Here is a 12984-nt window from a genome sequence, read left to right on the forward strand (position 1 = left end):
GCGCTGCCGCAGTTGCAGGAGCACATTGCTACCTTCGAGGAGTTTCCTCCGATCCCCCCAGGAACGCCGGACCCCTACGAACCACCCACTGACTGAAGGGCGGCTTTGCCCCGCATTTTCCGAATTGCCGTCGTTCCCTGCAACTTAACTGAACATCTACTTTGCAGACATTTGCCGACTTTGCCAGTCACCTATTGAGGTAACCCTGCCTTCAACCAACCTTCACGCCAGTTGTTTGCGGAGGCTGGAACAGTGAAGATTGGTATCTGGGTTTCCTGTGAAGCGGCAGTCAAGCCCGGGCGCAAAATCTGCAGGTCTTTAACCGCTTTGCGAGCGGCTTCTTCATCAGTCAGGTGCCCTAGAGAAGCGATCAGCATGAGATGACTCATGACGAAGCTGGATCGCACTGACAAAGCATCCCGGCAAGCTCCAGCCGCTTCCTCATATCGCTCAAGCTGAAAGAGTGCGCTTGCCTGAGCAAGGTAGGCGGCGTGGCGCAACGGATCATGTGGGCTAAGGTCGACAGATTGAACCGCGTGTTTCAGAGCCTCCTCCGGCCTATCAAGCAGGCATAGGTTAATGGATGCTAGCATGTGAACTGTTGCAGCGTTTGGATTTTGCTTGAGCGCTTGTTTGAAAACGTCCCGCGCACGCGGCAGGTCTCGCGCGAGCATTGAGATGGAATGCGCCGCATACGCCATTGCGATCCCGTCTGCACGATCGCTCATGAGGACCCGTTCAGCGGCCGTGACAGCTTCCTTTGGCCCGTCACCAATAGGTTCAAGTCCTTGAACCATTCGTTGAATATGCAACCAAGCCAAAAGCCCGGATGCGGACGTATAGTCTGGATCACGATCCAATGCGAGTGTTGTTAGTTGTATGGCCTTGCGGTTGTCTTCGTCCGTCAAAAGATGGAAGTGCGATTGCGCCCGAAGGTACAGTTCGTAAGCTTCCAAATTGTCCGTTGGTTTCGCTCGTGCTCGGTTTGTTTCAGCGTGTCTCAGCGATGGCTCAATCGCTGTCACGACCTCAACGGTGACTTTGTCTTGAAGGTCAAAAATATCATCAAGCACACCGTCAAATCGATCTGCCCAAAGATGGCTGCCGTTTTCTGCATCAATCAACTGCCCTGTAATGCGGACGCGCTGACCTGCACGTCTGACCGAGCCCTCCAGAACATACCGCACCCCAAGAGTGCGCCCGACTTCGCGTATATCTGTGCTTTTACCTTTGAACGTGAATGACGAGTTTCGGGCCAACACCATCAGCCAGCGGAAACGAGACAGCTCTGTGATGATGTCCTCGGTAATGCCGTCTGCAAAAAACTCCTGTTCGGGGTCACCGGACATATTGTCGAACGGAAGTACGGCAATTCCGGGTCTGACATCTGTTGTTGTGGAAAGAATGGCCGAAGTGCCTTTGGGCCAGTGCCAAACACCGATGCGGCGTGTGATGTTCTTCAGCTCTGTTTGCTCACCGCCTTCAAAGTGAGATGCATCGCCGCGGTCCAAACTGTTATGCGAGGTGTCTGAGATCAGAACCTGATCCGGCTCGGCCAGCGCTTCGAGACGAGAGGCGACATTGATTCCGTCACCAAAAATGTCATCACCATCCGTGACGACCTCGCCGGTATGAATGCCAATTCGAAGTCTGATACCTTCAGGTTTCTGAGCTGACTGTATTGCGATTGCGCAATCTGCGGCATCTGATGTGGATTTGAACTCGGCAATCCAACCATCGCCCATGCTTTTGATCAGCGTTCCATCATGGTCTTCCAGCAGACACTGAAGCGTTTCTTCACGGAATGATCTGAGCGCTGCAATCGTACCTTCCCGGTCGCGATCCATCAGTGCAGAGTAGCCAACGATATCAGCTGCAAGCACTGTGGTAAGCCTTCTGTCCATTCGTTAACCCCCGTTTCTAGGAACTTAACGCGACGCTCAGGTTCTGTCAGCCCGACAAGGTCACCTTGGGGCTCAGTGGCGACCTCGGTGACAGCGCGGCATCCTGTTATGCCCTATCTAGTCAACTTCGGGTCTTCGTTGTGGGCGTGCATAGCGGATCGGAGGATCAGTTGTGGAAACACAAAACTCACTTGCCATTCGTGCTCTTCGTTCGTCTTGGAAAAAGGGACGCATCGTCGGTCAGAAACGACCTTTGAAACCTAAACACGTCTGGGCAATTCGAGTAAGATTAGAACTCGCAACGAACTATCGCGGCTCGCCTCTCTTTAAAATGGCCATCGCCAGCGAGTTGTGCGGCTGTGACGTGGTGAAGATGAAAGTCGTTGACATCATGGCGTCAGGTTAGATCAACGAGCTGTTTTCGGTGCTACAAAGCAAAACTTAGCAACCGGTCCGCTTAGAGATTTCTGAAGCAATTCAGATCTTAGTCGAGAGTTGGATGGAAGGCGAACTGATGGTCGGGTCTGAATACCTTTGGATAGGGCGTTTCCATGAGTCTATACACATTTCAAAGCGCCAGTATACGCTGACCGTGAGCGCTTGCGCGGCTGCCTTTGCTGCACCTTTCGGCTTGAGTTCACGCCAATGACTGGGAGACGTATGTCAGAGGAACGAACACTTCACTCCCGGTGCCTCGATTCGAACAACGCTTCACCTCATTCATAGTGTGCCTCCAGGCTGCGAGAAATGGTGATGCGTGATCCTTGGCTGGTAAATGTTCTTTCAAAACTTGATTGATCAAGGACAACTGGTGCGCGTGGCGAGCAGGAGGGTCCGAACCGAACGGAGATACTTCGCCTTTTTGACCGAGAGAGCTTCGAAATACGCCGCTTAAAAGAAAGTTTGGGAATGGCTGGGTTCCCTGTCCGAAGCCGCACCGTGACAAGGACGAAAACCTAATGAAGGGCAACTTCCGCGGCCCATTAGCTAGGAACAGCCCAAAGCTGTCGTTGATACATTAGTCCTATTGCTGCGCTGCGGTCCGTCAGAGAAGACATTTGCCGCAGGCGCAATATTGCGAACTGATTTAGAGTGCGAAGCGCACTTTCTGCTGTAGTACTGGCGGATCTTACAGTTGAGGTGCCTGATCAATTACCCAACTGCAGAACTTTCTTGTGTCTTCTCTGTCTGCAGCAGCGTTGATTAAATAGAAATAGTCGCGTTCGATTTCCAAGAATCCTTCTAACTTTATCAAAGTTCCGTCAGCGAGATATGGGTCGACCAATGGGTTTCCCGCCAAAGCGATACCTTGTCCCGCGATCGCGGCCTGCAGCATGTTGATATAGGTATTCATAGCCACGCCGCTGGAGTCCGCTGACAGCACCAAATCGTTGGCTTTAAACCAATGTGGCCAACGCGCCCCAGCCCGATAGATACCAGACAGGTAAAGCAAATTCTCCTTCATCAGATCCATGGGTTCTGACAGAGCAGTACTGGGAGAGTATTTTGGGCTCATCACTGGAAAAATGCGCTCGCGCAACAGCGGAATTACGTTGTCTCCGGTTGGCTTTTCCTTGGAATAACGGATCGCAACATCGACGTTTTCCGCGGCAAGGTCCAGCTTACGATCAGTGACTACAAGGTTCAGTTCAACCTCCGGGAACTGATTGCTGAAATCCACCATACGCGGCATGAGCCAGTAGGTCGCAAAGGCAGTCGTCGTGGTTACTGTCAGTGGGGTATCACCTGATGTCTTTGAGACATTCAGGACGGCGTTCGCAATTTGGTGCAAAGCCGGAACCACTTCAGCCTCCAGCATCCTGCCCGCCAGGGTCAAAGATACTTTTCTGTGGTCCCTGACAAACAGCGTCGTACCAAGCGCTTGTTCAAGCTCGGCAATCTGGCGGCTAACCGACACGCGCGTGACACCCAGCTCTTCTGCCGAACGTGTAAAGTTGGAATTTCTGCATGCCGCTTCAAAGGTAATCAGATGCGGCAGCTTTGTAAGAGTTTTGCGGAGATTTACCATAACACAATGGTTAACATTGTGGATGGTATTTTGGAACTTCACAACTGCGATCAGATCACAAAAAATTACCCCAAGAGAAGAAACCGGCCGAACAGGCCCTCGTAAATTTCAGGGAGGTAAACATGCCAAACTTCTCCAATCTTGCGCGTACCGCCGCGATGACAACCGTGCTTGGACTTCCGGCATTTGCGGCCGATCAGCCCGGCGCAGGTGTTGATGTCTCGCCAATTAAGGGATCGCCCGCCAACGCATGGTTTCAGCATATGGTCGTGCAACAGGGTTTGGAGGCTTTGGGCTACAACGTCGAAGAAACCTTGGAAGCAGATTTCCCGGCTGTGCATCTGGCTGTCGCGTCTGGTGACGCCGACTACACCTTCAATCACTGGAAACCCCTCCATAACGACTTTTTTGACAAGTCCGGCGGCGAAAGCACAATGACGCGTGTAAAGGCCGGGATTACCGGGGCGGGCCAAGGGTTCTTTATCGACAAGAAGACCGCCGAAGCGAACGGCATAACCAGCGTTCAACAGTTTTCCGATCCTGCCGTTGCTGCCCTGTTTGATGCAGATGGCGATGGTCGTGCCAACCTGTCCGGATGCAATCCCGGTTGGGGATGTGAAATCGCAATCGAGGATCATCTGGACAATTTGAACCTGCGCGAAACCGTTCAACATGATCAGGGTAGTTATTTTGCGATCATGGCTGACACCATTACGCGATACAACGAAGGTGGCGCCATCCTGTATTACACATGGACGCCAAACTGGATCAGCGACGTCCTGATCCCCGGTGAAGACGTGGTGCAGATCGGTGTTCAAAGCGACGGCGAGATGGACGCAGGCTTTGCTGTGAACGACGTCTATATCGTTGCGAACAATGAATTCCTTGAAGAGAACCCCGCCGCTGCCAAGTTCTTTGAACTGGTCGACATCCCGATCAGCGCCGTCAACGCGGCGCAAGTGAAACTGCGCGACGGGGAAAACACGCTGGAAGACTTCCAGCGCCACGCCGCTGATTGGATCGCCGAAAACCAAGCACAATTCGACGGTTGGGTGGCCGAGGCCGCCGCCGCCGCAAACTAACTCTCCCCGAAGACTTTGGGGCGGCTTATCCGGCCGCTCCGGATTTTTGAAGGAACAAGATAATGGCTGATGCACAGATCGAATGTCGTGACCTCTGGAAAATCTACGGCAACCGCTCGGACGAAGCCATGAAGGCGGTCCTGGCTGAGGGGCTGTCGAAAGAGGACGTAAGAGACAGATTTGGCTGCGTTCTTGGCGTTCGGGATGCGAGTTTCAGCGTCCGGAAGGGCGAGATTTTCTGCATCATGGGACTGTCCGGGTCAGGCAAGTCCACCCTTGTGCGCCACGTCAACAGGTTGATTGAACCGACGTCTGGCCAAATTCATGTGGCCGGTCAGCGTGTGGACACGATGGGCGAAGAAGAACTTCGCCAATTGCGAGCCGAAACGATTGGCATGGTCTTTCAGCATATGGCGCTGTGGCCGCATCGAACCTTGGGCGAAAATGTCGGATTCGGGCTCGAAGTTCGCGGCATTGATTTGCCAACACGGCGAGAGGCGGCAGTCAAGGCGCTCGAAGCCATGGATCTAGGCGGTTGGATTGATCACTACCCCGATCAGCTTTCGGGCGGCATGCAGCAACGTGTCGGTCTCGCCCGCGCATTGGCAGCCGACCCAGAAATCCTGTTGATGGACGAGCCATTCTCGGCGCTTGATCCTCTGATCCGCCGCCAATTGCAGGACCAGTTCCTGAACCTGTCGGCGCATATGCACAAAACCACGCTGTTCATCACCCATGATCTGGATGAAGCCATCCGGATGGGAGATCACATTGCCATCATGAATGACGGTGAGATCGTGCAGATTGGTACACCCGAAGAAATCGTGACCAGCCCCAAGGACGACTATGTCGCAGAGTTTGTGAAAGGCATCAGCCGTGTCGCGCTGGTCCGGGCGGAAACCATCATGGAGCCGCTGAACGGGCGGGAGACAACGGAAAAGACCGTGCGCGTCGACGCTGAACTGGGTGAGATCATTGATCTGTTCATGGAAGATCAGTCTCCAGTCACCGTCGTTAGTCCGGATCATGCCTCCGTTGGGCAGATCACCATCAAGGACGCGTTGACTGCGTTGCGCGGGTAAGGGGCGAAATCATGGATATCTGGAATATTTTTGACACCGAATTGGTCCCCGTTGGCACATGGGTTGAATCCTTCCTGCAATGGGTGGTGACCAATTTCCGCTTCATGTTTCAGGCGATCAAGGTGCCGTTTGAAATCGTTCTGACCGGATTGGAGGACGCTCTGACCCAGGCCCCAGACTTGGTGGTTCTGGCATTAATCATTTTGGTGGCCTGGCAGGCAGGCGGTCGCCGTCTGGGCCTGATCTCGGCGGCCTGCATGCTTGCCATCGGTCTGATGGGTGCATGGGAAGAAAGCATGACCACCCTGTCCATCGTTCTGACATGCGTTGTGTTCTGTTCACTGATCGGCATTCCGCTGGGTGTTTACTCGGCCAAGAATGATCGGTTCTGGACGGTTCTGCAGCCCATGCTTGATCTGATGCAAACGATCCCGTCCTTTGTCTACCTGGTGCCAATCGTGATGTTGTTCTCGATCGGCAATGTCTCAGGTGTAATCGTGACATTCATCTACGCCCTGCCGCCAGTGGTGCGCCTGACCAATCTGGGCATCCGACAGGTTCGGGGCGATATGGTCGAGGCCGCGCGCGCCTTTGGTGCTTCGAACCGGCAAACGCTGTATAAGGTCGAGCTACCTTTGGCGATGCCGACCATCATGGCAGGCGTGAACCAGACCATCATGATGGCCTTGAGCATGGTCGTGGTGTCTTCGATGATTTCCGTGACTGGTCTGGGCCAGATGGTTCTGCGGGGCATCGGGCGTCTGGACATGGGTCTGGCGACCGTCGGTGGGCTGGGCATCGTATTTCTGGCCATCGTCATTGACCGTGTATCGCAAAGCTTCGGCATTTCATCGCGTGAGCGTGGTCACAAGAAATGGTACGAAACCGGCCCGGTTGGATATGTCCGCAGCCTGATGGGACGGTGGTAACATGACCGAATCTCGCCCAAATATCCTGTTCTTTCAGGTCGATCAGCTGACGGCGTCTGCCCTGCAAACCTACGGAGACACCATCTGCCACTCCCCGACCATTGATGATTTGGCCGCGCGTGGTGTGGTGTTTGAGAACGCCTATTGTAACTATCCGCTTTGTGCACCATCCCGCTTTTCGATGGCAACAGGGCAGCTGGCGTCGAAAGTTGGCGCTTATGACAATGCAGCAGAGTTTTCGGCCGAAATCCCGACCTATGCGCATTACATGCGCGCAGCGGGCTATCAAACGGCCCTGTCCGGCAAGATGCATTTCATCGGCCCTGATCAGTTCCACGGGTTTGAAAAGCGCCTGACAGCGGACCTGTATCCGGGTGATTTCGCCTGGGTTCCCAATTGGGAAAACGAGGGCAAGCGCGACACCAACGATCCTCGGGCCGTGCGCATCGCCGGGATCTGCGAGCGATCGGTCCAGATCGACTATGATGAAGAGGTCACGTTCAAGGCAATACAACACATATTCGATATGGCGCGCGGTGACGACAAACGCCCGTTCTTTTTGCAAGTCTCTTACACCCATCCGCATGAACCTTACCTTTGCCGGAAAGAGTTCTGGGATCTCTACGAAGGAAAATACATCCCCATGCCCGCTGTCGGGGCATTGTCGGAAAATGAGCATGATCCTCACTCTGTCCGCCTACTCCAGGATTTTGGTATGTTGGGCATCCAGTTCAGTGACGAGGACGTTGTCCGCGCCATCCGCGCCTACTATGGATCTATCAGCTATATCGATAGCCTGATGACTCGGATCATGGATGCCCTGAGAGCAACCGGCGCGGACCAGAACACCGTAATTGTTTTCACTTCGGATCATGGTGAGATGCTTGGTGAACGTGGCATGTGGTTCAAAAAGCATTTCTTTGAAAAGTCCCTGCGCATTCCCCTTATCATCGCTGGCCCCGGTATCGCGCCGCAACGGGTTCAGGAGTTGACATCTCTTGTCGATGTCGTCCCGACCCTGAACACAATTGCCGAGATTGAGAACGCTGTAGAACCGCTGGAAGGTGTGGATCTGTTGTCACTCGCAGACAGGGGTAATCCGCCACCTGAACGCGCAGTCTATGCCGAGTATCTGGCCGAGGCGACCAAGGTTCCGATGTTCATGATCCGCCGTGGGAACTTCAAATTCATCTCGTCTTCCCATGACGGGATCATGCTCTTTGATCTATCGGACGACCCGAATGAGCGCACAAACCTCGCACATACCGAGAGCCATCGCGAATTGGTCCACGGATTCATCCAAGAAGTCGAAGAAAAATGGAATGAAGCTGAGTTGATGGAAAGCATCGTTCTCAGTCAGAAACGACGCGCTCTGGTTCGCAGGGCAATGGGGCAAGGCGTCAAGCAGCGTTGGAACCACGGTGAGTCTGAAGCCGACAAAGTTCTATGGTACCGCGGAGAACAGGGCTACAACGAATGGGCGTTCGACTATATCTGACGCCAAACCAATGAGTCGCCATTTGTAACGGCTGTCTGGGCCCAAACCTGCCTTTGGTTAAAGCTTGATGACGCTGCAGTGCGGCCGGCAGAAGGAGACTTTCGCTGCGGTTCAGAGTCGCCCGGGAAGATGGGGTCAGTCCCGCGGAACACAGTGTGTCGCCGCCCTAAGGTTCACAGAAAACCCGAGACAATGTAGGTTTCTTTTGAAAGCTTAACAGCAATGGGAGTGGACTAAAATGGCACGACAGTTCCCACTCGAAGGTCAAAAGACTTATCTGGTTTATGCTGGCACTGGCACCGACCTGATATTTAATCATGGAGTTGAGTTGCCTGGTTTCGCGTCGTTTCCATTGCTGGAAGAGCCTGACACAAGGGCAATACTGGCCGGTCAAATGAAAGCTCTTGTCGATTTCGCGCGTGAAATGAATGTCGGATGCATCCTTGATGCGCCCACATGGATGGCGAACGCCGACCGGGCAGCGCCCTTGGGGTACGATGCAGAACGGCTCGTTGAAGTGAACAAAGATGCGGTCAGTCTAATGGAGGAATTACGCCAAACTTCCGCTCGCGATGATGTACTGGTGTCGGCCTGTATCGGCCCCCGCTATGATCCTTACGCCGATATCCCACCAGTACCCCTCGAAGATGCACGTCAGTATCACGCCGCTCAAATGCGAAGCCTGAAAGACACAAGCGTCGACCTGGTCACCGCTTATACATTCAACCGTCCAAGCGAGGCAGCGGGATGCATCTTCGCCGCCCGAGACGCTGATCTGCCGATGATAATGTCTCTGGCCGTTGAGACAGACGGGTGCTTGGCAGACGGAACCAAACTTGTGGACGGAATAGACCAGATCGATGCGGCAACCGACTCAGCGGCGCTGTTTTTTATGGTTAACTGCGCCCATCCGACCCATTTCGGCGGAGCGCTTGGCAATCACCCTCGACTTAAATGACTGGTGGCGAACGCTTCAAGTTGCTCGCATGCGGAGCTGGACGAGGCAGATGAGCTGGACGAAGGCGATCCAATTGAACTTGGTAAGCAGATTGGCGCGATTGCGCGGCAGAATCCTTCGATTAAAGTATTTGGAGGGTGCTGCGGTACCGACATGCGTCACTTGAAGTCAATGGCCCGCGAATTGTTGTAGCCAACATAGTTGAATCTTAGCGTTAGCGTTGAGATCTGCGGTGATACTGTGAATTCTGTTCGTAACTTTCTATGAGCGGCCCAATCCGAACCTTGAGCCAAGGATCGTGGTGCCGCGGTGCGGTCCGTCAGACCGGCCATTCGCTGCACTTTCGAACCCTGGTTGGTGTCGGAAGTGTGCGGACGAAGCGGTCATTTATTCTCCTGCGGCGATATTTATAGATCTAGCCGTGAACGAAGTGCACACTTGCAAAATGACAGCGCCAGTCAGCCACTTCGGCGGCGATATCGTCGCCCTTCAATCCGCGCGCAATCAGAGAAGACAGTCTGTCGGCGTGATCAGACGTCATGCCCCATCTCACCAACTCGGGCGTACCGATGCGCAGACCATTCATGTCACCTTCGATTTCCGTCACCGGCAGGCCAATACCGCAAGCCAGGAACCCGGCTTTGCGCAGGGTCTTGGATGCAGCCTGTCCACCGCCAAAGCGTTCTGCCAGAACAGCGAACTGGTGAGAGGCAGTGAAGCCCTCGCGTCCGGCAAAAACCGGAACACCTCGCGCATCGAGGCCCTGGGCCATTGCGCGGGACATTGCGATCATCTCGGCAGCGTAGTCCTGTCCATAGTCGCGCCAATCAAGCATCGTCACAGCAAGCGCAGCTGACTTCGCAGCATCAAAGTTTGCCGTCATGCCTGGGAATGCTATGGCATCCAAAGCCTTTGCGATCTCCGCATCGTTTGTGACAATCAGCCCCCCAGCAGGACCGCCGAGGCTCTTGTACGTACTCATTGTTATGAAGTGTGCGCCCTCGACCAAGGGATTGCGCCAAGCTCTTCCTGCGATAATACCGCATTGGTGCGCGGCGTCGAACATCACCTTGGCACCGACTTCATCTGCAATGGCTCGTACATCTTTGACCGGGTGCTCAAAAAGGTTGAGACTTCCGCCGATCGTGATCAATTTGGGACGTTCCCTTCGCACAAGCGCGCGCAGCTGGTCGAGATCGACGGTGTAGCCATCGGCATCGGTTGGCGCATCTATTGTATGCAAACCAAACAACCCGGCGCATCCCGCGATGTGATGCGTTACGTGCCCACCGATCGATGCCGGCGGCGCAATGATTGTATCGCCGGCTTGGCAGGTGGCCATGAAGCCATAGAGGTTCGCAATCGCGCCAGAAGGCACGCGGATTTCTGCGAACTTTGCGTCGAAAACCTCCGCGCAAAGCTCCGCGGAGATGACCTCGATCTCTTCGATGGCTTCAAGTCCCATCTCATATTTTTCGCCCGGATATCCAAGCGACGGGCGCGAGCCAATTCCCGAAGACAGCAAGGCTTCAGCTCTAGGGTTCATTACATTGGTTGCAGGATTTAGGTTGAAGCATTCGTGCTCGTGGATTTCCCGATTTCGGGTGGCTAAATGGTCAATCCGATCCAGCAGAGCCTTGGATGAGGTGCGAGACGTTTCGGTTGCGATCTTCTGGACCAGTGCTTCGCTGTCGGCCGGCACCCAGTTTCTCATTTCTATGGTCATCGCAATTCCCTCCTTGGCTGCACACAGATTGGACAGATCGGAATGACAACGCAAACCAGTTTTGCTATTTCTGGGCTTAGAAAAACTAAGGCTGAGATCTATGGCCGTCGCTCCACGTCGCCCTAAAGGGCCGCCCCTCAATGCTCTGCGTGCCTTCGAAGCTGCGGCGAGGCTAGAAAGTTTCGTTTCTGCGGCCGAGGAGTTGGGCGTCACGGCCGGCGCGGTCTCACAACATATAAAAGCTTTGGAAGGCTGGGCCGGAACTACCTTGTTTGAAAGAGGTGCTCACGGTGTTTCGCTATCCTCCTCTGGTCGCAAGCTAGCAGGAGAGTTCACACATGCCTTTGATCTTCTCGCGGCGGCGACGCAGAGTTTACGAAACCTAGCACCCAACCCCGAGATTCATATTGCCGCTTTGCCCTCAATTGCGCAGCTATGGTTGCCAGCGCGATTGGGCAAGCTGCGCGAGAAGCGTCCCGACCTGAATGTCTCGGTGACAGCGATGGAGAGGCCTCCCAGCCTGTCGAGAGAACTATTTGATCTGTCGGTTTTCTTTTCCGTCCCGGCTGAAACACCGGATCAGATCGTGCTTGCGGAAGACGAAATCCTCCCAGTTTGTTCACCAAAGATAGCAGATGGTCTTGATCTAGAGACCGCGCAGTTGCTGCATGACCAGACGTGGAAAGAAGACTGGTCCATTTGGTCAGAGGCGACGGGTGTTTCAGTTGGTGATCCCCAAAGGGGGCCGAGATATTCGCTATACGCCCTTGCCGTAGAAGAAGCGAAGTCCGGTGCGGGTGTGCTTATGGGACATAGCTGCCTGGTTGAGCAGGCGCTTCAGTCTGGCCAACTCAAGAAAGTTTCATCGGAAAGTATCGGAACGGGTCGGGTGTTGGCCCTCGAGCTTCCACATAGATCGAGACGCCATCCTGCGATTGATGAGGTCGTTAGTCTACTTCGAGAGGAAGGACAGCAATTTACGGATGAAAACTGCTGACATGTCGAGTGTTTCTGCGTTGGGCTCAAAACCGATTTCGGTGAAGACACAGAACCTGGGTTTTTCAGGCGTTGCATCTTCGGTTGAGAACGGGCGTGAGTTGACCTTTGCAGATCATGTGAGCCACTTCGATTCCATCTAGCGTTGCAGCTGCTGATGCTTCGGCGTTTGACCCAAGCATCGGTCGTATTCGCCTCTTAATGGATTGGTGGTCTTGTTCGATGATATTGTTCGAGTTCTTTCGCCTGACAATCTCTATTAGTATAGGGCAACCAAAGCCTTTGAGCATTCTGTTGATTGCTTTGTTACCCGCAGTGTTTGCGCCGCTTTTGTCGATGACAATCTTTCGTAGAAGGCCGTTGATGCTCCTGCATTTTGGCGAAGAACTTTGTGGCTGCCAGTTTGTTTCGACGTTCTGAAAGCATGAAATCAAGCATTTTGCCATGTTTGTCTACGGCGCGGTAATGACAGACCCAAGTTCCTTTCACCTTTATATGTAAGTCTCGTTCATTCTCCAGGAGCGGTCGCATGGCTCTTTCCGCCGAAGTTCTGCTTCAGCGATTGCACCGGAAAATTGCTTACCCCAACTGTTCAGCGTGTTGTGGTCGACCGGAACATCTCGTTCGTACTTGATTTCTTACAAATCGCGGCAGGAAACACCATAGCGAACATAAAAGAAGACCGTGAACTGGATAACGTCTCTCGGATACTTCGCTCCTTTGAATGAAATCATGATTAGGATTTCAACTGGTTAAGACCCGAAGTCATTCACTTCGCAG

Annotated in this window: 11 protein-coding genes and 1 pseudogene; 8 read left to right on the forward strand and 4 right to left on the reverse strand. The window is 53.8% G+C overall.

Annotated features, from left to right (window positions below; genetic code table 11):
- Window positions 1-191 precede the first annotated feature (191 nt).
- Window positions 192-1904 carry an adenylate/guanylate cyclase domain-containing protein gene (locus ACR0NO_RS21425; RefSeq protein ID WP_480725563.1) on the reverse strand — a complete coding sequence of 571 codons (1713 nt, stop codon included), beginning with the start codon at window positions 1902-1904 and terminating at the stop codon, window positions 192-194.
- Between the two features lie 172 nt (window positions 1905-2076).
- Here ACR0NO_RS21425 and ACR0NO_RS21430 point away from each other — a divergent pair, with 172 nt between their 5' ends.
- Window positions 2077-2310 (forward strand): site-specific integrase, encoded by a 234-nt coding sequence (locus ACR0NO_RS21430; RefSeq protein WP_480725565.1) that lies wholly within the window; start codon window positions 2077-2079, stop codon window positions 2308-2310.
- 723 nt (window positions 2311-3033) lie between these two features.
- On the opposite strand, the gene ACR0NO_RS21435 is transcribed toward ACR0NO_RS21430, so the two are convergent.
- Window positions 3034-3933, reverse strand: a complete 900-nt coding sequence (locus tag ACR0NO_RS21435) for a LysR substrate-binding domain-containing protein (RefSeq protein WP_480725566.1) — start codon at window positions 3931-3933, stop codon at window positions 3034-3036.
- Between the two features lie 122 nt (window positions 3934-4055).
- Here ACR0NO_RS21435 and proX point away from each other — a divergent pair, with 122 nt between their 5' ends.
- The 6 genes from proX (at window position 4056) to ACR0NO_RS21465 (ending at window position 9674) form a co-directional block, all read left to right on the forward strand.
- On the forward strand, window positions 4056-5015 hold the full coding sequence (gene proX, locus ACR0NO_RS21440; RefSeq protein ID WP_480676596.1) for a glycine betaine/L-proline ABC transporter substrate-binding protein ProX: 960 nt from the start codon (window positions 4056-4058) through the stop codon (window positions 5013-5015).
- A 62-nt stretch (window positions 5016-5077) separates the two neighbouring features.
- Window positions 5078-6097 (forward strand): glycine betaine/L-proline ABC transporter ATP-binding protein, encoded by a 1020-nt coding sequence (locus tag ACR0NO_RS21445; protein WP_170549618.1) that lies wholly within the window; start codon window positions 5078-5080, stop codon window positions 6095-6097.
- An 11-nt stretch (window positions 6098-6108) separates the two neighbouring features.
- Window positions 6109-7026 carry an ABC transporter permease gene (locus ACR0NO_RS21450; protein WP_480725568.1) on the forward strand — a complete coding sequence of 306 codons (918 nt, stop codon included), beginning with the start codon at window positions 6109-6111 and terminating at the stop codon, window positions 7024-7026.
- A gap of 1 nt (window position 7027) precedes the next feature.
- The gene (gene betC / locus ACR0NO_RS21455) at window positions 7028-8524 is read left to right on the forward strand and encodes a choline-sulfatase (protein WP_480725570.1); all 1497 of its coding nucleotides are present in this window, start codon (window positions 7028-7030) and stop codon (window positions 8522-8524) included.
- A gap of 238 nt (window positions 8525-8762) precedes the next feature.
- Complete coding sequence (locus tag ACR0NO_RS21460; RefSeq protein ID WP_480725571.1) at window positions 8763-9482, forward strand: homocysteine S-methyltransferase family protein; 720 nt, start codon at window positions 8763-8765, stop codon at window positions 9480-9482.
- Window positions 9483-9485: 3 nt separating this feature from the next.
- Window positions 9486-9674, forward strand: a complete 189-nt coding sequence (locus ACR0NO_RS21465; protein ID WP_480725573.1) for a hypothetical protein — start codon at window positions 9486-9488, stop codon at window positions 9672-9674.
- A gap of 223 nt (window positions 9675-9897) precedes the next feature.
- Here the strand turns inward: ACR0NO_RS21465 and ACR0NO_RS21470 are convergent, their stop codons facing one another.
- Entirely contained in the window at window positions 9898-11208 is a 1311-nt protein-coding gene (locus ACR0NO_RS21470) for an aminotransferase class I/II-fold pyridoxal phosphate-dependent enzyme (RefSeq protein WP_170641559.1), read from the reverse strand.
- Between the two features lie 100 nt (window positions 11209-11308).
- On the opposite strand from ACR0NO_RS21470, the gene ACR0NO_RS21475 reads away from it, so the two are divergent.
- Complete coding sequence (locus tag ACR0NO_RS21475) at window positions 11309-12205, forward strand: LysR family transcriptional regulator (protein ID WP_170549633.1); 897 nt, start codon at window positions 11309-11311, stop codon at window positions 12203-12205.
- Window positions 12206-12269: 64 nt separating this feature from the next.
- Here the strand turns inward: ACR0NO_RS21475 and ACR0NO_RS21480 are convergent.
- Window positions 12270-12938, reverse strand: a pseudogene (locus ACR0NO_RS21480) (IS6 family transposase).
- Window positions 12939-12984: the final 46 nt, after the last annotated feature.

Source organism: Ruegeria sp. CL3, assembly GCF_056536505.1.